Source organism: Phaeobacter sp. JH20_08 (genome assembly GCF_048056635.1).
Taxonomy (GTDB): Bacteria; Pseudomonadota; Alphaproteobacteria; order Rhodobacterales; family Rhodobacteraceae; genus Phaeobacter; species Phaeobacter bryozoorum.
Genome location: NZ_JAYMVV010000005.1, coordinates 518,575 through 537,622 on the forward strand (window position 1 = coordinate 518,575; position 19,048 = coordinate 537,622).

Sequence of the window (19,048 nt, forward strand, 5' to 3'; positions counted from 1 at the left end):
TTTAGGGGAGTTGCGGCAAAATGGGAATTAGGCGATAAGCGCCGCAGCAATGTTTGCGATAACACCGTTCCAGCCGATGAAGAGGATGACCCCATGAGAAGATCGCGCAATGTAAAGATTGTTGCCACCCTTGGGCCGGCATCCGAAACCTATGAGACCATCCGTGCCCTGCATGAGGCGGGTGCAGATGTGTTCCGTCTGAACATGTCGCACGGCAGCCACGAAGAGATTGCCGCCAAACATGCGATTATTCGCAAGGTCGAGGCCGATCTGGACAGCTCGATTGCCATCCTCGCCGACCTTCAGGGGCCGAAGCTGCGTGTCGGCGTCTTTGCCAATGGTTCGGAGGAGCTGGTCGAAGGTGCGTCCTTCCGGCTGGATCTGGACAAGGCAGAGGGTGACGTGAATCGCGTCTGTCTTCCCCACCCCGAGATTTTCGAAGCCCTGCAGCCCGGTGCCCATCTGCTGGTCAACGATGGCAAGATTCGCCTGAAGGTGGAGACCTGCGGCAACGACTTCGCCAATTGTACCGTCACCACAGGTGGGACAATCTCCAACCGCAAGGGGGTGAATGTTCCCGATGTGGTGCTGCCGCTGGCGGCCCTGTCGGAGAAAGATCGCGGCGATCTGGAATTTGTCTGCGGGCTGGGCGTCGATTGGCTGGCGCTGTCCTTTGTTCAGCGCGCCAAGGACGTCTACGAGGCACGTGGTCTTGCGGATGGTCGCGCGGCAGTGCTGTCGAAAATCGAAAAACCGGCTGCGGTCGACAATTTCGATGAAATCCTAGATGCCTCCGACGGGATCATGGTTGCGCGCGGCGATCTGGGTGTTGAACTGCCGGTTGCTGCAGTGCCGCCGATCCAGAAACGTCTGGTGCGTCGCTGCCGTGCAGCTGCCAAACCGGTGATCGTGGCCACCCAGATGCTGGAAAGCATGATTGAAAGCCCGATGCCGACCCGCGCCGAAGTCTCCGATGTGGCAACCGCGATCTACGAGGGGGCGGATGCAATCATGCTCTCCGCTGAATCCGCGGCAGGCCAGTACCCGATCGAAGCGGTGAAGACGATGGATAATGTCGCCACCGAGGTAGAGGTGGATCCGACCTATAGCCAGATCATTGCCTCTTCCCGCTCGGCCAAGGGCGATACCGTCGCCGACGCCATTGTCGCTGCCGCGCGTGAAATCGCCGAGAAGACCGAGATCAAGGCGATCTGCTGCTATACCCAAAGCGGCACCACCGCGCTGCTGACCGCACGGGAGCGTCCGGGCGTGCCGATCATTGCGCTGACGCCGCTGAACCGGACAGCCCGCCGTCTGGCGCTGAGCTGGGGCTGCAACTGTGTTGTGACGCCGGATCAGGAACGCTTCAAAGGCGCTGTGGTCGGTGCCGCGCGCGCCGCCCGTTCCGGCGGGTTCGCCGGGGAAACCGATCAGATCGTCGTGACGGCCGGTGTGCCGTTCAACGTTCCGGGCACCACCAACATCCTGCGTGTGGCACCCTGCGATGAACGTTTGATCTACAGCACCGACCCGGAGTAACCTGAACGCGTCTTAGTCTTCTGCGAGGACGCGCAGCATGGATACGGATCTGGCACTGGTGCTTGGGTTGTTGCTGGCTTTTCTGGCAATACCCGCGCTGTTGTCTGCCGCTACCGACCGCCGCACCCCCAGGGTGTCGGCGGTTTTTCTTGTCGTGGCGGTGGGTCTGCTCCTATATGCGTTCAGTACAAAATCCGGCGGGTATCAGATCGACGATATCCCGAAAGCCATTTTCCGGGTGATTGGCCGCTTTACCTGAGCGTCATGGCGCGCGCTGACTGTCGAGGCCGCGCTGACTGAACCGCAGCAGGGCGGATTGGCCGTCTGCTCGAAGAATCTGCTTGCCCTTATGGTCCAGCTTGCGTAAACGGCAGCCCTGTTCGCGTGGCCGGCCTAATGTGGCATGCCGAGTCGCGCATAGACCGAACCCGCATTGAAGGAGACGGAAATGCCCAAAATGAAGACAAAATCGAGCGCCAAGAAGCGCTTCAAAGTGACCGCGACCGGCAAGGTCCTCGCAGGTCAGGCCGGCAAGCGCCATGGCATGATCAAGCGGACCCGCAAGTTTATCCGCGACGCCCGCGGCACCACTACCCTGTCGGCACCCGACGCAAAGATCGTCAAGGGCTTCATGCCCTACGACCGCTAAGAGGAGATCTGAGATATGTCCCGCGTTAAAGGTGGTACCACAACTCACGCCCGTCACAAGAAAGTCATCAAGGCCGCAAAAGGCTATTATGGCCGTCGCAAGAATACCTTCAAGGTCGCGCGTCAGGCTGTTGACAAGGCAAACCAATACGCAACCCGCGACCGTAAGAACCGCAAGCGGAATTTCCGCGCGCTGTGGATCCAGCGGATCAACGCAGCTGTGCGTAGCCACGACGAGGCTCTGACATACTCCCGCTTCATCAACGGCCTGACCCTGGCCGGTATCGAAGTGGACCGCAAAGTGCTGGCCGATCTGGCCGTACACGAGCCCGAAGCATTCGGTGCCATCGTGAAGCAGGCACAGAGCGCACTGGCAGCCTAAGCTTAGGCGCAAGACAATTCCGAAAGGGCCGCTCTGCAAAGGGCGGCCCTTTTGCTGTTGCGGATCTGCTAGAGAGGCAGGCTATACGGTCTGACGGAGGCGGGGAGGCTGCCGGATTGTCGCGATTGCCGCCCGATTGGCAGAGAACCGGTTCAAAAGCTTGCTTTCAGCTTCTGCTGTGGTAGCAGGGCTGCAGCATTATTCAGGGGACCGTCATGGACGATCTTAAAGCAAAATATCTCGGGCAGATCGCCGATGCTGCCGATGAAAACGCGCTGGAGACCATCCGGGTTGCAGCTGTTGGGAAAAAGGGCGAAGTCGCGCTGAAGATGCGTGAGCTGGGCAAGATGACGCCAGAAGAGCGTCAGGTTGCGGGTCCGGCCCTGAACGCGCTGAAGGATGAGATCAACGCCGCACTCGCCGCCAAGAAGGCCGGGCTGGCCGATGCCGCATTGGATGCGCGCCTGCGGACCGAATGGCTGGACGTCACCTTGCCGACCCGCCCGACGCGCAGCGGGACTCTGCATCCGATCAGCCAGGCCAGCGAGGAGTTGACCGCGATCTTTGCCGAGCTGGGTTTCTCCGTTGCCGAAGGCCCGCGTATTGACACCGACTGGTACAATTTCGATGCGCTGAATATCCCCGGCCACCATCCGGCACGCGCTGAGATGGACACGTTCTACATGCACCGTGCCGAGGGTGATAACCGCCCGCCGCATGTGCTTCGCACCCATACCAGCCCCGTCCAGATCCGCTCGATGGAGAAGATGGGTGCGCCTTTGCGCATCATCTGTCCGGGTGGCGTTTACCGCGCTGATTACGATCAGACCCACACGCCGATGTTCCATCAGGTCGAAGGCCTCGCGCTGGACAAGAACATCTCCATGGCGAACCTGAAATGGGTGCTGGAAGAATTCGTGAAATCCTTCTTTGAGGTGGACAGCGTCGATCTGCGTTTCCGTGCGTCGCATTTCCCCTTCACCGAACCGTCGGCCGAGGTTGATATCCGCTGTTCCTGGAAAGATGGCACGCTGAAGATTGGCGAGGGTGACGACTGGCTTGAAATCCTCGGCTCCGGCATGGTGCACCCCAAGGTGATTGCCGCTGGCGGGATCGACCCGGACATCTATCAGGGGTTTGCGTTCGGGATGGGGATCGACCGGATCGCGATGCTGAAATACGGTATTCCTGATCTGCGCGCCTTCTTCGACAGCGACCTGCGCTGGCTGCGCCACTACGGTTTCCAGTGTCTCGACGTGCCGACGCTGCACGGTGGTTTGAGCCGCTAGGCCCGGATGACGGACTTCTGAACGCCTGCCTCGTACCTGAGGCGGGCGTTTTGGTTTGGGGGCCTAGGTTCACCGCCCCACAAACATGTGAAATGACAGGGGCGTGGTGTCGGGTAGTCTCCCGTCTATGACACGTTTTCTCCTCTTGCTCTCAACCGCTTACATGTGTGCCACCTCTGTCGCGGCCATGGGGCCGTGGAAGGCAAATGCAGACCCCTGCGGCGAAGAGCTGGCCTGCGCGCTGGGAGATCGCAGCTATCACGTGATGGAGCCTGATAACTGGGACGGTGTCGCGCCGCTGCCTGTGCTGATGCATTTTCATGGCTGGTCGCGAACAGGCAAACATGCGCTGCGCTCCGATCGGGTCGGGGCCTCGGCCAAACGGCGGGGCGTATTGCTGGTCACCCCGAATGGCCGTGGCAAGAGCTGGAATTTCTGGACGGCAGACACCGAGGATGTGCCCTTTGCCGATGCGGTGCTGGCGGATGTGGCAAAACGCTACCCGGTCGATGCCGAACAGGTCTTTGTCTCGGGTTATTCCTACGGATCCGCCATGGCCTGGCGTTACGCCTGCCAGAGCGGCAAGGGGATTGCGGCATTGCTGGCGGTGGCGGGCAGTATTGATCAAACCGAAACCTGCGCCGAGGCCCCGCAGGAGGTTCGGCATGTGCACGGGCTTGCGGACACGGTGATGGATTTTCCGATGGGGCCGGGGGGTGATGTGACCTATCCGGTGGCCTTGTGGCGGCGGGCGTTCGACTGTTCCGGCAGAGGCGAGGCGCAGGGAGATTGGCAGGTCCGCAGTTTCCTGACGTTTTCGCGCACCGGCTGGAGCTGCGGTGGGCATGATGTCACCCTGGATCTGCACCCGGGCGGGCATTTCATCCCGCATGGTTGGATCGGTCGGCAGCTGGATGAGCTTTTGGGTCTCACCCCCAGCTATCCTTAGACCGAGAGCGGAGCCAAGGCTTGCACATGGGGGCAATCTTTGTCATTGCCTGCTGCAACATGCATGGCTTGCCATAGGAAACCGGACCGATGAAATTCACTCTTTCTTGGCTGAAAGACCACCTCGACACTGAGGCCTCCGTCGAGGACATCACCGAAACACTGACCGACCTCGGGCTTGAGGTCGAAGGTGTGTCGAACCCTGCGGACCGGCTGAAGGATTTTACGCTGGGCTATGTGAAACATGCCGAGAAACACCCCGACGCGGACAAGCTGCGGGTGTGCAAGGTCGACACCGACGAAGGCGAGATGCAGATCATCTGCGGCGCGCCCAATGCCCGTGAAGGTATCACCGTCGTGGTTTGCAAACCGGGCATGTATATTCCCGGTCTCGACATCACCATCGGTGTGGGCAAGATCCGCGGTGTCGAGAGCTTTGGCATGATGGCGTCCGAGCGCGAGCTGGAACTGTCGGATGAACATGACGGCATCATCGAGCTGCCTTCGGGCAATGTCGGCGATCGCTTCGTCGATTGGCTGGCCGAGAATAGCCCGGCCAAGGTCGATCCCGTTATTGAAATCGCCATCACGCCGAACCGCCCGGATGCGCTGGGGGTTAGGGGGATCGCGCGGGATTTGGCCGCACGCGGGCTGGGCACATTGAAGCCGCTTGATATCGAGCCGGTCGACGGCGGATTCGAAAGCCCGATCAAGGTCAATATCGACGCAGATACGCTGGATGGCTGCCCGCTGTTCACCGGTCGCCTGATCCGCGGCGTGAAGAACGGCCCTAGCCCGCAGTGGCTACAGGACCGGTTGAGCGCCATTGGTCTGCGTCCGATTTCGACACTGGTTGATATCACTAATTATTTCACCTTCGATCAGAACCGCCCACTGCATGTCTTTGACGCAGCCAAGGTGGCGGGCAATCTGCGCATCCACCGGGCAGCGGGTGGCGAGACGCTGACCGCGCTGGACGAGAAGGACTACACCTTCGCCGAAGGGCAGATGGTCATCTCCGACGACAATGGCCCGGAGAGCATTGCGGGCATCATGGGCGGGGCCGACACCGGGTGCACCGAGGAAACGACCGATGTGTTCCTTGAGAGCGCATTCTGGGACCATGTGCAGATCGCGACCACTGGCCGGGCGCTGAAAATCAACTCGGACGCGCGCTACCGTTTCGAGCGGGGCGTCGACCCCGAATACACCCGTGAAGGTCTCGATCATGCCACCCGGATGATCCTCGACCTCTGCGGTGGCGAGCCGTCGAATGTGGTGATCGCAGGCGCTGTACCGGATCACGCGCGCGCCTATAAGCTGGATCCCGAGCGGGTCCAGTCGCTGGTCGGGATGGATATCCCGGAATCCGAGCAGCGCCAGACCCTGACCCGTCTGGGTTTCCGGCTCGAGGGCAATATGGCCCACGTTCCGAGCTGGCGCCCGGATGTGATGGGGGAGGCTGATCTGGTCGAGGAGGTGGCGCGTATCGCGTCGCTCACGAAACTGGAAGGCAAGCCGTTGCAGCGCCTGACAGATGGCGTCCCTGCACCGGTGATGACCCCTGAGCAACGCCGCCAGCAGATCGCGCGGCGGACCTGCGCCAGCCTCGGCTATAACGAGGTGGTGAGCTACACCTTCATCGACAAGGCCTCTGCAACGCTGTTTGGTGGCGGGGACGATGCGACCATGCTGGCCAATCCGATCTCCTCCGAGATGTCGCACATGCGTCCGGCACTGTTGCCCGGGCTGTTGCAGGCTACCGCACGCAATCAGGCGCGTGGCTTCATGGATCTGGCGCTCTTCGAGGCGGGACCTGCTTTTCACGGTGGTGAACCGGGTGAGCAGCATAACCTGATTTCCGGCCTTCTGGTTGGCCGTACCGGCCCCAAGGATGTGCATGGCACCAGCCGCGCGGTCGACACGTTTGACGCCAAGGCAGATATCGAGGCGGTTCTGGCCGCAATCGGTGCGCCTGCCAAGGTCCAGATCCTTCGCGGGGCAGAGCCCTGGTGGCATCCGGGGCGGCATGGCAAAATCTGCCTGGGTCCGAAGAAAGTGCTGGGTGTCTTTGGCGAACTGCACCCGAAGGTTCTGAGCGAAATGGGGATCAAGGGGTCAGCTGTTGCCTTTACCATCTGGCCTGACGAAGTTCCGATGCCACGCAAAACCGGGGCCAATCGTGGTGCGCTGGTTCAAAGCGACCTGCAAGCGGTCGAGCGTGATTTCGCCTTTGTCGTGGCCGAGGACGTCGAAGCCCTTACCCTGGTCAATGCCGCCGCAGGCGCCGACAAGGCGCTGATTGATGATGTGCGCGTTTTTGACGAGTTCATCGGCGGCAGCCTGGGAGAGGGCAACAAGTCTCTGGCCATCACGGTCCGCTTGCAGCCGACCGAAAAAACCCTGACCGAAAAGGATATCGAAGCGGTCAGCGACAAGATTGTCACAAAAGTCACCAAGGCCACCGGCGGCACATTGCGCGGATAACGGCGCCTGTGACCTCTGGCTGAAACCTGTATTATTCTGGAAACGCGCCCCGGTTGAGGGCGCGTTTTCAGTTCTGGGCGAGAAAATCTGCCAGAAGGTCAAAGACCAGCCGGATGCGGCGGCTGGTGTGGAGCTCGCGGTGAGTGGTCAGCCAGATCGGAAATACGATTGGATCCAGCCGCGGCAGTAGCCGTTCAATGCCGGGCGTGGGCTCGGCCACATCCTCCATCATCGGGCAGATGCCGAAGCCCTGTTTGACCAGCTCCCAGGCGGTAAGACCGCTGGAGGACTTGATCCGAAAGTTTTCCGGCGCAAGATGGATTCCAAGCGGTGCCAGGAAGTCAATCGAACGGTCCACATCGGCAAAACCGACAAAATCGTGGTCTGCCAACTCCCTGGTTGATGCCGGACGACCCCGCCGCTCCAGATAGCTCGGGGCGGCGTAAAAATGCGCCCGCGCTTCGCGCACGAGGCGCGCGATCAGTTCCGGCTGGTCAGGGCGCACATGGCGGATGGCAATATCCGCTTCGCGTCGCATCAGGTCCCGGATGTCGTTGGCGGCCACGACATCTATCGTCAGCCGCGGCGCGCGCTGTCGGATCTGGCGCAGCACAGGCGGCAGCACATAGGCCGACACGACGTCGCTTGCGGTAATCCGAATGGTGCCTTCGATGGTTTGGGCCGAGGCGCTGGCCGCCAGTGACAGGCCCTCGGCTGCGGCCCCCATCCTGCGGCTGTGGTCCAGCAGATCCTGCCCTGCGGAAGTCAGTGCCAGACGGCGCCCCGGACGTTCAAACAGCATCACACCGAGATCGGCTTCGAGGGCTGCGACCTGTCGGGACAGGGTCGGTTGGGTCAGCCCCAGCTTGCGCGCACCGGCGGAGAGGGAGCCGGTTTCTGCCGTCGCCAGAAACGCCCGGATATGATTCCAGTCGAGTTTATCCATACAAATATGTATACCTTACCTGCAAATTTTGGCAATTTTACTTAGGTTTCTGCATGGGTAGCCTGTAGCCATCTTAGGAGGACAGAGATGACAACCGATGCGCGCTTCTGGGACAGGACTGCCCCCAAATACGCCAAATCCAAAATCCGGGATGAGGCCGCCTATCAATACACGTTGGAGCGCACGAGAGCCTATCTGAAGGCGGGCGACCACGTGCTAGAAGTGGGCTGCGGTACGGGATCCACCGCGATCGCACTGTCGGACGCGGTTTCGGCGATGACTGCAACCGATCTGTCGGAGGGAATGCTGCGCATCGGTCGCGACAGGGCCGCGCAGGCCGGGGCGGACAACGTGACCTTTGAACATTGCGGTGACGACGCGCTGCCAGCCGGACCGTTTGACGTGGTGATGGCTTTCAACCTTCTGCATCTGGTTCCGGATGTGGATGCCGCACTTGCGTCGGTCGCCGAACGCGTGCCGAGCGGGAAGCTGTTCATTTCCAAGACACCCTGTCTGGGCGAGGCGCGTGGCAGCCTGAAGTACTGGATGTTCTCGGTACTGATCCCATTGATGCGTCTGGTCGGAAAGGCGCCGAGTTCGGTGGCTTTGCTAAGTATTGCTGAGCTGGAGGCCGCCGTGGAGCGGGCCGGGTTCGAGATTATCGAGACCGGCAATTACCCGATCTCGATACCGAGCCGTTATCTGGTGGCACGGCGGCGCTAGCTTCCTGACCTGACGCGAAGCGGTGGACGAATTGTTGCAGCTGGTGGATACTCTGCCTGCCGGCCGAACGGGCTATGGTCCCGGCGCCAGGGCACATCACATTGGCGGGGCCAGCAACAGACAGCATCTGGCAGGGCGGGCCGAAACCGTCAGCTGCTCGCGCAGGAAAGGACATTCCGTGACTTTGAACGTATATCTCTCAGGCGAAATTCACACCGATTGGCGGGACCAGATTATTGATGGTGCAGCGGGCCTGGATGTGCATTTTGCCAGCCCGGTTACCGATCATGACGCCAGCGATGACTGCGGTGTGGCTATTCTGGGCCGTGAGCCGAACAAGTATTGGCACGACCACAAAGGCGCGATGGTCAATGCCATTCGCACCCGCAAGGGTCTGTCAGACGCGGATATCGTCGTGGTCCGCTTTGGCGAAAAATACAAACAGTGGAACGCGGCCTTTGATGCGGGCTATGCGGCCGCTCTGGGCAAGTCGCTGATTGTCCTGTCCCAGGATGAGCATCAGCATGCCTTGAAAGAGGTACATGCCGCTGCCTTGGCTGTCGCGAAAGAACCGCGGCAGGTTGTCGAAATTCTGCGCTACGTGTTGCAGGGGAGCCTGCCTGCGTGACCGGGCCGACATTGACGACGGAGCGGCTGTCGCTGCGCCCTCACCGGCTGGAGGATTTTGATGCGCTGACGGCGTTGTGGATGGATCCGGTGGTTGTCCGTCATACGATCGGTCGCCCGGCCAGCCGCGAGGAAACCTGGACGCGCCTGTTGCGCTACATCGGACATTGGCAGGTGCTGGGTTACGGTTACTGGGCGATCACCAGCCGCGACGACGGACGCTATCTCGGCACCGCCGGCTTTGCTGATTATCAGCGCGATATCGATCCTCCGCTCGGCTCGGTGCCCGAGGCGGGCTGGGGGCTGATGCCAGCGGAGCATGGGAAGGGGCTGGCGACAGAGGCGGTCGAGCGCATACACCGGTGGGCTGCCGAGGAGACTCAATGGCGATCAACCTGTTGTCTTCTGGATCCTGACAACGCAGCCTCGATCCGAGTCGCCGAGAAGATGGGCTACAGCGCCAGTCACGAAGCCAACTACCGTCAAGAGCCGACACTGGTGATGACCAGAGCGATCCCGCGCTAGCACGCTTTCGAAGCCATAGACAGCCGCCCTGCACGTTGATCCGGGGCGGCTGCCGGGAGATCAGCCCTCTTTCTTGATTTCCACGCTGTGCGGGTAGGGGATTGAGATGCCCTTGTCGTCAAAAGCCTCTTTGACGGCTTGGGTCATTGCGAACTTCAGCTCCCAATAATCCGCGGCCTTGCACCACAGACGTGCGGTGAGATCGACCGAGCTGTCGCCAAGATTGGTCACCCGGACCCAAGGAGCAGGATCCGCCATGACCCGTGTATCGGCCTCGGCGAGGGCCATGATGATCTCCTTGGCGTCATCGGCACTGTCGCCGTAGTCGATGCCAAAGACCATATCCACGCGGCGGGTGTCATGGGCGGAGTAATTGGTGATGATTGCACCCCAGGCCTGACCGTTGGGAATGATGATCTGGACGTTGTCCGGTGTGACCAGTTCGGTCACGAAGAGGTTCAGGTCAACCACGGTGCCGGAGGTGCCGCCGATATCGACATACTGGCCGAGCTTGTAGGGGCGAAATAGAACCAGCATGACGCCCGCAGCCAGATCGCTCAGCGTTCCCTGGAGAGCAAGGCCAATCGCCAGGGTCGCAGCGCCGAGCATGGCGACCAGGCTGGTGGCCTCTATCCCAAAGATGCCAAGCACGGCGACCAGCACGATGGCCAGCAATATCCAGCGGACGGCACTGGCGGCAAAATTACCGAGTGTTTGATCCAGATGTGGCGTCGCGTTGATGCGACGGCGCACGGCGCTGCTGATGATACCGGCGGTTATCCAGCCAAGCACCAGCACAACCAGCGCCTTGGCCGTACTGATTAGCAAGGGCCAGAGCGCGCCCAATTGTTCGATCCATTCTTCCATGTCGTTGTCTGGTCCCTGCCATTGTCTCAAAGGAATGCCCGATCACCGGCAACGCGAGGTCGCCGGTGCCCGACATGTGGCCTTAGTCCGACCGGCCGCAGGATGCCACCTGCGGATCGTCTGTGTCTGCTTACCGTTTCAGGGAGTCGCGGATTTCCAACAGGACATCCAGCTCTGTGGGGCCGGCGGGGGCTTCCTCGGCGGGCATGGCTTCCTGCTTGCGGAAAGCGGCGTCTTTGACCTTGTTGACGTAGCGCACCAGCATGAACACCACGAATGCGATGATCAGAAAGTTGATCACTGCCATCACAAAGGCACCGTGAGCAAACACAGCGGCGCCCGCCTCACGTGCGGCCTCCAGGCTCGCACCTTCAGGGACGTTGCCCGCAAGGACCAGGTAGGAGTTGGTGAAATCGATCCCGCCAGTGAACAATCCGATGATGGGGTTGATCAGGTCGTTGACCATGCTGCTGACGATCGCGGTAAAGGCGGCGCCGATGATGATGCCGACGGCCATGTCCATCACATTGCCCTTGGCAATGAAATCTCTGAATTCCTGAAGCATGTTGTTTGTCCCTGTTAACGAAGTCATTTTCATTGAGCAGACGTCGCGACCATCTGCGCGCTGCATGACCGCAGTTTAGTCAGGTTTTGGCCGCCGCTGCTATTGATTTTGCATTGAAAACTCTAGCCGTAGCCCTGTCGCGCGGACCATCGCAGCAGCACCGGTCCGGCGTTTCGCCATATTCTGACCGCAAAATGGGCCAGCACCGGTCCCAGAGCGGTCCTGTGTTGGACGTGTTTGCCGGGTAAATCTTGGCCGTTGGATGTGTTTTTCCCTGGACCCGAACAGCGCGCCGCCTGTGGGATCTGGGCGCGGGCGCGTCATCGGGGGCGCCGGCTGTATCGGCGCGGGGTGTCCGCTGCTGTTGCTGGAGCGGAGTTAATTGTTAGGTACAAGGTAGACGCGAGACATGGCCATTCTTGACAATGCGATCTGGTTGACCGGCATCAACGGCACCGCGCAAAGTGGGTCTACCTCACTGAGTGAAGGCGGCAATACCACGGTTGTGACAGGCACGTTCACAGCGGACAGCTGGGACAGTTCGCAGGATGGCTACGCGGTTTCCGATTTCGGTGCCTTTGGCGTCAGCGATCCCATCACCGCAAGTTACGGGTTCTCCAATCCTGTCACCAATTTACGGTTTGATCTTCAGCATGTGAATTCGAACGGCAGTTCGAATGACGATAAGTTTACGCTTCGGGTGCTGGACGCAAGCGGTGTGTTGATCCCGGCATCGCAGATCATTGCCGGATTGACCGGGGTTACCCACCATCAGGTCTCGGTCAACGCCGATGGTACGGTCTCGATCGAGGCTGAGGGCAGCACAGCCGCCGATATCGGTATTGCAATCGACGGCCCCGTTTCGCAGCTGGATGTGATCTTTGACAATGGGGGGGACGCACCTGTTTCCGGCGGAGCGGGACTGTCCGATCTGACGTTCACGATCCCGCCGGCCTTGGACTACATCGTCGAAGGCACCGATTCCGGCGAGCGCATCGACGTCAACTACCTGGGCGATCCCGAAGGCGATCGGGTCGACAGCGCCGACGCGGCTGATGGCTCCCAGGATGACGTGATCGAGGCCGGCGGCGGCAATGATACGGTTATCGCAGGTGAGGGGGATGACCGGGTCGATGCAGGTGCCGGCGATGACTCGGTCGAAGGGGGTATCGGGTCGGACACCCTGTTTGGCGGCGATGGGAACGATCTGCTACAGGGCGGCGCAGGTGATGATCTGCTGCAAGGTGGCATCGGTAGCGACACGCTGGAGGGCGGCGCCGGGCGCGACACGCTGGAAGGTGGTATCGGGCATGACTCGCTTAGCAGCGGCGACGATAACGATCTGCTGTTGGGCGGCGATGGCAACGATACGATCACCGCAGGCTATGGCGATGACACGATCTATGGCGGGGCTGGCAATGACCAGCTCGAAGGGCTCTATGGCAACGATCTGATCTATGCGGGGGAAGGGGACGACCATGTCTTTGGCCGCGATCAGGATGACCTGATTTATGGTGAAGACGGCAATGACACGCTGATCGGCAGCATGGGAACCGACACCGTCTGGGGCGGGGCTGGCAATGACATTCTGGCGGGCAGCCAGGGCAATGATGAGATCCATGGCGGCGATGGCGACGACCTCGCCTTTATCGGTGTCTATGAAGATTCCGACCGCATCTTCCTCGACGATGGCAATGACTATCTCGATGGGAGCACCGCCGGGTCATCCTTTTATGGCGAAGGTGGCCGTGGCGACGACGTGATGAACAGCGGCGTCGGCAATGACACGTTGCTGGGCGGCGAGGGCTATGACCAGCTGAGTGGCGGCGCAGGCGGCGACTCGCTGGATGGCGGCAGCGAAGATGACATAATCGAAGGCGGAAGCGGCGCTGATACGCTGATCGGCGGTGCGGGTGCGGACAGCCTATACGGCGAGGATGACCGGGATCTGTTGATCGGCGGGGCCGGGGATATCGTCGATGGTGGCGAAGGTGGTGATGATTACGACCGGCTTGATATCAGCGAGCTGCGCGCGCTTGGAAACACCCGGATCATCTATACCAGCGCTGACCGCGAGGACGGCCGGGTCGAGGTCACGAACAACAACAATGACACCGTTGGAACGTTGACCTTCTATAACATCGAAGAGGTCATTCCCTGTTTTACGCCGGGCAGCCTTGTCCTGACACCGCAGGGTGCGGTTCCGGTCGAGGATCTAGAGATTGGTGATCGCGTCCTGACGCGCGACAGCGGGTTGCAAACCCTGCGCTGGACCGCGCGACGGGTGGTTACAACGGCAGAGTTGGCACGCCGCCCTCAGTTCCAACCGATCCTGATTGAGGCCGGGGCGCTCGGCCAGGAGGGGGCCGAGCTTGTGCCGAACCGGGATATGATGGTGTCACCGCAACACAGGATGCTGCTGACGGGAAGCCGTGCCGAACTGCTGTTCGGCTCAAACGAGGTGCTGGTGGCGGCTGTGCATCTGATCAACGATCGCGATATCCGCCGGGCGCGAACACTGGATGTGACCTATATTCATCTGCTCTTCGATCAGCATGAAATCATCTGCGTCGATGGAGCCTGGAGCGAGAGTTTTCAACCCGGTGACCTGACACTGGCGGGGATGGATACGGCCCAGCGGTCAGAGCTTTGCCAACTGTTCCCGGAGCTGGAGAGTATGGGGCAGGCCTTTCCGACGGCGCGGCGGTCCTTGCGCAGCCATGAGGCGCGGGTGTTGCTGTCCGCAGGTCGGCACAATCGCGGCGACGGATCAGCCTAATAACCCGGCCACCATCGGCGGCCGGGTTGCTGCTTTGTTACTGGAACTTCTTGATTTCACCGGTCTTGAGGCGTGCCATGTAGCTGTTCAGCTCACCCTTGACGATTGGCATCAGGAAGTAGAGCGCGACGATGTTCACCACGGCCATGGCAAAGATTGCCGCATCGGAGAAGTCGATGACCGGACCCAGGCTGGCCGCGGCGCCGATGATGACAAACAGGCAGAAGATCAACTTGAAGACCAGTTCAGTCGTCTTGCCCTCACCGAACAGGAAGGTCCAGGCTTTGAGGCCGTAGTAGGACCAGCTGATCATGGTGGAGAAGGCAAACAGGATCACCGCGATGGCCAGAATATACTTGAACCAGCCAAATGCCGACGAGAAGGCCGCAGATGTCAGAGCCACGCCGGAATTGCCATCCACGGTCTGGATCGCGCTTCCTGCCTCGTTCAGCACGTAGAGACCGGTTTCAGGGTTGCTGACCAGCTGGCCGGTGATGATGATCACCAAGGCGGTCATGGTGCAGATCACCACGGTGTCGATGAACGGCTCCAAGAGCGAGACGAAACCTTCGGTGATCGGCTCCTTGGTCCGCACGGCGGAGTGGGCAATTGCCGCGGAGCCAACGCCCGCTTCGTTGGAGAAGGCCGCGCGTTTGAAGCCCTGGATCAGTGCGCCAACCATGCCGCCCGCAACGCCAAGACCGGTAAAGGCACCGTCGAAGATCTGGCCAAAGGCCCAGCCGATTTTGTCAAAGTTCATCAGGATGATCACCAGCGCGGTCAGCACATAGAGCACGCCCATGAACGGCACCACTTTTTCGGTGACTTTGGCGATCGACTTCAGGCCACCAATGATCACGGCAAAGACGACACCAGCGAAGATAACGCCGGTGACCCAGCCCGGATAGTCGCCCAGAACATTGGTCAGCTGCGCATGGGCCTGGTTGGCCTGGAACATATTGCCGCCACCAAGGGCGCCCAGAATGCAGAAGATCGAGAACAGGACCGCCATGAACTTGCCCCCGGGCAGGCCACGCGCAGCAAAGCCCTTGGTCATGTAGTACATCGGGCCACCGGAAACTGTGCCGTCAGGGTATTCGTTGCGGTATTTCACACCGAGCGTACATTCGGTGAATTTCGACGCCATCCCCATCAGACCCGCGAGGATCATCCAGAAGGTTGCGCCAGGACCACCGATGCCAACCGCAACCGCGACGCCTGCGATATTGCCGAGGCCAACGGTGCCGGAAAGCGCTGTGGCCAGAGCCTGGAAATGGCTGACCTCGCCTGCGTCATTCGGGTCGGAGTAGTCGCCCTTCACCAGCGAGATCGAGTGCGGGAAGGCGCGGAACTGGATCAGGCCGAAATAAATGGTGAAAATCGTCGCTGCAATTACCAGCCATGCCACGATCCACGGGAAGCTGGTGCCCGGAAATGGGCTGAAGATGAAATTGACAAACCAGCCCGTGGAACTGGCAAAGAGATCGTTGACCTTCTGGTCGATGCTCTGTGCCATTAGCGGACCCGACAGCACTAGGGCGCCGGGGACGGCCAGTGCGGCCGCTTTGGAAAAACTGTTCATGATGACCCCTGTCGATCAGTTATGGGACAATGGTGACCGGAACCGGCGCGGCCTGCGCCAGACTGCCTGCGACCGAACCAAACAGCCGCGATGACAATGCGGAATGGCCGGTGCGCCCGATAACCACGTGATTGGCCCCTTCGGACTTCGCGATGGACACGAGAACCTCGGCGATATTGCCGTATTTCACGGTGGCCGTGACCTCGACACCGCTGGTCTCAAGATCCTTGAGCAGGGGCTGGATCAGCGCGGTCTCGGCGCGTTCAAGCTCTTCGGTGCGGCGCTTGTGGCGCTCTGCCAGCTCGGCTGCGGATAGAAAAGAATATGGTGACCATTCCAGCACATGCGCGACTACGATGCTGCCGCCCTGTGCCTTTGCTACACCCAGCGCAAAGTTGAGCGCACTCCGCGCGCTCGTGCTGCCGTCGTAGCCAACTACGATTTTTGAGGCCATCTGCCCCTCCCTTGGTTACGTCATCCCTGTGACGAAGTGTCTCAATTTTATGACGTTGTTGATAGGAAAGGTTCTCGATTTCCTTGCCTATTCGGAAAATTTCGGAAAAATGTGCGGATAACGATTAAGTATTGGGAAAATTTCCGATGGACATGCTGGATTCTCGTATTCTTTCCGCCCTGCAGCAGGATGGTCAGATATCAATGGCGCGCCTCTCGGAGAAAGTAGGGCTGTCTTTGTCCGCATGTCACCGTCGTGTCAAGTTGATGGAAGCCAGCGGTATGATCGAAGGCTATGCCGCGCGGCTGGATCGCAAGAAGATTGGTCTGGAGCTTCAGATCTTTATCGAGATCAAGCTGGTCGGTCAGCAGCGCGAGCATATCCAGGCCTTTGAGAACACCATTGCCCGTATGCCCGAGGTGTTGGAATGCCACCTAATTTCGGGCGAGTTCGACTATCTGATACGCGTCGCGGCGCGCAATACGGAAACCTATGAAAACCTCTATCGCAACCGGTTGTCGGACATCCCGTCGGTCGCACAGATGAAGACCTTGCTGGCGGTTTCTACGGTGAAGGAGTTTCGCGGCTATCACCTAGAGTGAGACGCGCCCTCTTCAGGTCTGTTTCGGCTATTGATCATGGAGTTTGGGCGATTTCAGGACGCCCGACCGGTTTTGCGGGCTGTTCGGCGCCTATCGCTGGCGTGCCTCCGCGACGAGGCAGTCCAGTCCCGAAGAGGTGAGCGTCTCGAGGAAGCTCAGCAGGTCTCGCTTTTCGCCATCGGTCAGACGGAGCGGTCGAATGCGCGGATCCTGACCGGGCAGATTGGCACCGCCACCATTGTAGAAGTCGATCACCTCAGCAAGGGTGCCGAACCCGCCGTCGTGCATATAGGGCGGCGAGACGGCGAGATTGCGCAGCGTCGGCGTGCGGAAACGCCATCGGTCGCGTGGATCCTCGGTGACTTCGTAGCGCCCCAAATCGGCCTCCCGCGGCCCGCTGACGGCGCGAACCAGCGCGTAGTCGATCTGATGGACCACGCCGGGAGCGACCTGAACCGGCAGGGTTTCGGGCGGGTTCTGTCGCGCCAGTTCGCGCATCTGCCCGTAGCCTGTGTCGTGGAACTGCTGATCGGTGAAGAGCGCGTCATCTGGTCCGATGCTGTGGCAGGAGACGCAGCCTGCCTTGCCGCGAAAGAGGTCAAAACCACGTTTGGCGGTCGAAGAAACAGCAGCGCTGTCGCCGCCATAAAACCACCGATCGAACGAGCTGTTGCCCAGCGTCAACGCGCGCTGGTAGGCCGCGAGCGCCATACCTATGCGATCCAGAGACGCGGAGGCACCAAATGCCTCGCGAAACAATCGGTCATAGTCAGCCTGCTCCTGAAGATAGGCAACCACGTGGCCCACCGATGGGTTTGCCATCTCGTTACGGGCGGTGAGCGGTCCGATGAACTGGGTTTCCAGTGTAGGGTCGCGCCCATCATGAAACAGGGGCCGCAGCAGGCCGACATTGATCAGGCTGGGAGCATTGCGCTTCACGCTGCGGCCCTCGACGCCGATGGAGGTCGCCAACTCCCAATTGGCAAATCCCTGTTCCGGCACATGGCACATGGCGCAGGACATGGTGTTGTTGATCGACAAGGCGCGATCAAAAAAGATCCGTCGGCCAAGCGCAATGCGTGCTGCTGTGGGCGGGTTGTCGGCCGGATGTTGCAATGGCGGTAGGCCGAGCTGCGGCGTCCGGCTACGTCTTGACGCAGCTTCAGCCCAATTATCGGGCGAGCGTTCACAGGTTTCCGCCGAGATCTGTAGCGGCGCCGCAGTCGATGCCGGGACGGTCCAGAGCAGTGCCAGAAGCGCCGCACATAGTGCAAGACGTTGACGCAGCAAGGCGGGCGGGCGGTGGGTCACTCTGCGGCCTCCGCCATCAGTAGGGTCTCCACGTCGGTCATCAAAAGGCGCGGGTCGATCAGGCCAAGACCATAGACGTTGCGGATCATGCCTTGGGTGTCGACCAGATACATCCGAAGCAGGTGATTGATCTGATCATCCGAGGATCCGCGATCAACCACCTGGCCAAATCCATCCAGCAAGGGGCGCAGCGCCTCCGCGTCAGCGGTGGTCAGGACGTGCCAGTCCAGTTTCTGCGCGCTGGCGGGATCGCTGCTGACCGGGTGGGCAAAAGCGGCGATCGCCTCTACCGTGTCGCGCTCGGGGTCAAAGCTGATGGTCATCAGCTGCACCTTCTGGCGCAGTCCGGGCAGCTGGGCGCTGGCATCATGAATGTCATAAAGCGTCGAGAAGGCCAGCGGGCAGCCGTCCACATCGCCACAGGTAAGATAGACAAAGCTGACGAGGGTGATTTTCTCGTCGAACAGCTGGTGCAGGCGGGTTTGTATTCCGTTTGTGGTCAGAACCGCGCCATCGGGTGCGGGCTTCAGCCGGTTCAGCCTATAGGATCCCGGTTCCGGTGGGCTGAACTGGAAGGCGGGATCGCTCGGGAAGATATCGGAAAAGGGAGTGGTGGCGGTCCGCAGCGCAGCAGGTGTCAACCGTGCGAGCAGATCTGAGGGACGCCAGGTGTCGGCCAGGGCGACAACGCCCGTCAGCAAGGCCGCAGCGGCGGTGATGGAAACAGCGAGTGTTGTCTTGCGCATGGAGATCCTCCGGCAAGTTTAGGTCCGC

The 19,048-nt window shown here is 60.5% G+C and carries 19 protein-coding genes; 12 read left to right on the forward strand and 7 right to left on the reverse strand.

The window, feature by feature from the left end; translation table 11 throughout:
- Positions 1-93 precede the first annotated feature (93 nt).
- The 7 genes from pyk (at position 94) to pheT (ending at position 7,293) form a co-directional block, all read left to right on the forward strand.
- The gene (gene pyk, locus VWY75_RS04465; protein WP_416535844.1) at positions 94-1,539 is read left to right on the forward strand and encodes a pyruvate kinase; all 1,446 of its coding nucleotides are present in this window, start codon (positions 94-96) and stop codon (positions 1,537-1,539) included.
- Positions 1,540-1,576: 37 nt separating this feature from the next.
- Complete coding sequence (locus tag VWY75_RS04470; RefSeq protein ID WP_340544710.1) at positions 1,577-1,798, forward strand: hypothetical protein; 222 nt, start codon at positions 1,577-1,579, stop codon at positions 1,796-1,798.
- A gap of 189 nt (positions 1,799-1,987) precedes the next feature.
- A complete protein-coding gene (gene rpmI, locus VWY75_RS04475; protein WP_014873788.1) occupies positions 1,988-2,188 on the forward strand; it encodes a 50S ribosomal protein L35 in 201 nt (66 codons plus the stop codon).
- 15 nt (positions 2,189-2,203) lie between these two features.
- Positions 2,204-2,569: a 50S ribosomal protein L20 gene (gene rplT, locus VWY75_RS04480; RefSeq protein WP_014873789.1), complete on the forward strand. Its 366-nt coding sequence runs from the start codon at positions 2,204-2,206 to the stop codon at positions 2,567-2,569.
- A 215-nt stretch (positions 2,570-2,784) separates the two neighbouring features.
- Positions 2,785-3,858, forward strand: coding sequence for a phenylalanine--tRNA ligase subunit alpha (gene pheS, locus VWY75_RS04485; protein WP_340544717.1), 1,074 nt, complete (start codon positions 2,785-2,787; stop codon positions 3,856-3,858).
- Positions 3,859-3,985: 127 nt separating this feature from the next.
- Positions 3,986-4,807, forward strand: coding sequence for an alpha/beta hydrolase family esterase (locus VWY75_RS04490; RefSeq protein WP_416538420.1), 822 nt, complete (start codon positions 3,986-3,988; stop codon positions 4,805-4,807).
- Between the two features lie 89 nt (positions 4,808-4,896).
- The gene (pheT, locus tag VWY75_RS04495) at positions 4,897-7,293 is read left to right on the forward strand and encodes a phenylalanine--tRNA ligase subunit beta (protein WP_416538421.1); all 2,397 of its coding nucleotides are present in this window, start codon (positions 4,897-4,899) and stop codon (positions 7,291-7,293) included.
- A 67-nt stretch (positions 7,294-7,360) separates the two neighbouring features.
- Here the strand turns inward: pheT and VWY75_RS04500 are convergent, their stop codons facing one another.
- Positions 7,361-8,239 carry a LysR family transcriptional regulator gene (locus tag VWY75_RS04500; RefSeq protein ID WP_416538422.1) on the reverse strand — a complete coding sequence of 293 codons (879 nt, stop codon included), beginning with the start codon at positions 8,237-8,239 and terminating at the stop codon, positions 7,361-7,363.
- A gap of 87 nt (positions 8,240-8,326) precedes the next feature.
- Between VWY75_RS04500 and VWY75_RS04505 the strand changes: the two genes are divergently transcribed.
- The 3 genes from VWY75_RS04505 (at position 8,327) to VWY75_RS04515 (ending at position 10,114) form a co-directional block, all read left to right on the forward strand.
- Entirely contained in the window at positions 8,327-8,962 is a 636-nt protein-coding gene (locus VWY75_RS04505) for a class I SAM-dependent methyltransferase (RefSeq protein ID WP_340544723.1), read from the forward strand.
- Between the two features lie 178 nt (positions 8,963-9,140).
- Complete coding sequence (locus VWY75_RS04510) at positions 9,141-9,590, forward strand: YtoQ family protein (protein ID WP_416538423.1); 450 nt, start codon at positions 9,141-9,143, stop codon at positions 9,588-9,590.
- On the forward strand, positions 9,587-10,114 hold the full coding sequence (locus VWY75_RS04515; protein WP_340544726.1) for a GNAT family N-acetyltransferase: 528 nt from the start codon (positions 9,587-9,589) through the stop codon (positions 10,112-10,114). Before VWY75_RS04510 ends, VWY75_RS04515 begins: the two co-directional genes overlap by 4 nt.
- A gap of 60 nt (positions 10,115-10,174) precedes the next feature.
- Here the strand turns inward: VWY75_RS04515 and VWY75_RS04520 are convergent, their stop codons facing one another.
- Both VWY75_RS04520 and mscL read right to left on the reverse strand, forming a co-directional pair.
- Positions 10,175-10,981: a mechanosensitive ion channel family protein gene (locus VWY75_RS04520; RefSeq protein WP_416538424.1), complete on the reverse strand. Its 807-nt coding sequence runs from the start codon at positions 10,979-10,981 to the stop codon at positions 10,175-10,177.
- 130 nt (positions 10,982-11,111) lie between these two features.
- Entirely contained in the window at positions 11,112-11,546 is a 435-nt protein-coding gene (gene mscL / locus VWY75_RS04525; protein WP_340544729.1) for a large conductance mechanosensitive channel protein MscL, read from the reverse strand.
- 409 nt (positions 11,547-11,955) lie between these two features.
- On the opposite strand from mscL, the gene VWY75_RS04530 reads away from it, so the two are divergent.
- Positions 11,956-14,325 carry a Hint domain-containing protein gene (locus tag VWY75_RS04530; protein ID WP_416538425.1) on the forward strand — a complete coding sequence of 790 codons (2,370 nt, stop codon included), beginning with the start codon at positions 11,956-11,958 and terminating at the stop codon, positions 14,323-14,325.
- A gap of 37 nt (positions 14,326-14,362) precedes the next feature.
- Here the strand turns inward: VWY75_RS04530 and VWY75_RS04535 are convergent, their stop codons facing one another.
- Positions 14,363-15,907 carry an alanine/glycine:cation symporter family protein gene (locus tag VWY75_RS04535; RefSeq protein WP_416538426.1) on the reverse strand — a complete coding sequence of 515 codons (1,545 nt, stop codon included), beginning with the start codon at positions 15,905-15,907 and terminating at the stop codon, positions 14,363-14,365.
- A gap of 19 nt (positions 15,908-15,926) precedes the next feature.
- Positions 15,927-16,361: a universal stress protein gene (locus VWY75_RS04540; RefSeq protein ID WP_416535851.1), complete on the reverse strand. Its 435-nt coding sequence runs from the start codon at positions 16,359-16,361 to the stop codon at positions 15,927-15,929.
- Between the two features lie 146 nt (positions 16,362-16,507).
- On the opposite strand from VWY75_RS04540, the gene VWY75_RS04545 reads away from it, so the two are divergent.
- Positions 16,508-16,963 (forward strand): Lrp/AsnC family transcriptional regulator, encoded by a 456-nt coding sequence (locus VWY75_RS04545; protein WP_374015359.1) that lies wholly within the window; start codon positions 16,508-16,510, stop codon positions 16,961-16,963.
- A 90-nt stretch (positions 16,964-17,053) separates the two neighbouring features.
- Here the strand turns inward: VWY75_RS04545 and VWY75_RS04550 are convergent, their stop codons facing one another.
- The gene (locus VWY75_RS04550) at positions 17,054-18,274 is read right to left on the reverse strand and encodes a cytochrome-c peroxidase (RefSeq protein ID WP_416538427.1); all 1,221 of its coding nucleotides are present in this window, start codon (positions 18,272-18,274) and stop codon (positions 17,054-17,056) included.
- Positions 18,271-19,020, reverse strand: a complete 750-nt coding sequence (locus VWY75_RS04555; RefSeq protein WP_340544736.1) for an SCO family protein — start codon at positions 19,018-19,020, stop codon at positions 18,271-18,273. The genes VWY75_RS04550 and VWY75_RS04555 overlap by 4 nt, the downstream gene beginning before the upstream one ends.
- Positions 19,021-19,048 lie beyond the last annotated feature (28 nt).

Coding starts and splice junctions, on each gene's coding strand:
- pyk (WP_416535844.1), top strand. CDS start 94: ATGAGAAGATCGCGCAATGTAAAGATTGTTGCCACCCTTGGGCCGGCA.
- VWY75_RS04470 (WP_340544710.1), top strand. CDS start 1,577: ATGGATACGGATCTGGCACTGGTGCTTGGGTTGTTGCTGGCTTTTCTG.
- rpmI (WP_014873788.1), top strand. CDS start 1,988: ATGCCCAAAATGAAGACAAAATCGAGCGCCAAGAAGCGCTTCAAAGTG.
- rplT (WP_014873789.1), top strand. CDS start 2,204: ATGTCCCGCGTTAAAGGTGGTACCACAACTCACGCCCGTCACAAGAAA.
- pheS (WP_340544717.1), top strand. CDS start 2,785: ATGGACGATCTTAAAGCAAAATATCTCGGGCAGATCGCCGATGCTGCC.
- VWY75_RS04490 (WP_416538420.1), top strand. CDS start 3,986: ATGACACGTTTTCTCCTCTTGCTCTCAACCGCTTACATGTGTGCCACC.
- pheT (WP_416538421.1), top strand. CDS start 4,897: ATGAAATTCACTCTTTCTTGGCTGAAAGACCACCTCGACACTGAGGCC.
- VWY75_RS04500 (WP_416538422.1), bottom strand. CDS start 8,239: ATGGATAAACTCGACTGGAATCATATCCGGGCGTTTCTGGCGACGGCA.
- VWY75_RS04505 (WP_340544723.1), top strand. CDS start 8,327: ATGACAACCGATGCGCGCTTCTGGGACAGGACTGCCCCCAAATACGCC.
- VWY75_RS04520 (WP_416538424.1), bottom strand. CDS start 10,981: ATGGAAGAATGGATCGAACAATTGGGCGCGCTCTGGCCCTTGCTAATC.
- mscL (WP_340544729.1), bottom strand. CDS start 11,546: ATGCTTCAGGAATTCAGAGATTTCATTGCCAAGGGCAATGTGATGGAC.
- VWY75_RS04530 (WP_416538425.1), top strand. CDS start 11,956: ATGGCCATTCTTGACAATGCGATCTGGTTGACCGGCATCAACGGCACC.
- VWY75_RS04535 (WP_416538426.1), bottom strand. CDS start 15,907: ATGAACAGTTTTTCCAAAGCGGCCGCACTGGCCGTCCCCGGCGCCCTA.
- VWY75_RS04540 (WP_416535851.1), bottom strand. CDS start 16,361: ATGGCCTCAAAAATCGTAGTTGGCTACGACGGCAGCACGAGCGCGCGG.
- VWY75_RS04545 (WP_374015359.1), top strand. CDS start 16,508: ATGGACATGCTGGATTCTCGTATTCTTTCCGCCCTGCAGCAGGATGGT.
- VWY75_RS04555 (WP_340544736.1), bottom strand. CDS start 19,020: ATGCGCAAGACAACACTCGCTGTTTCCATCACCGCCGCTGCGGCCTTG.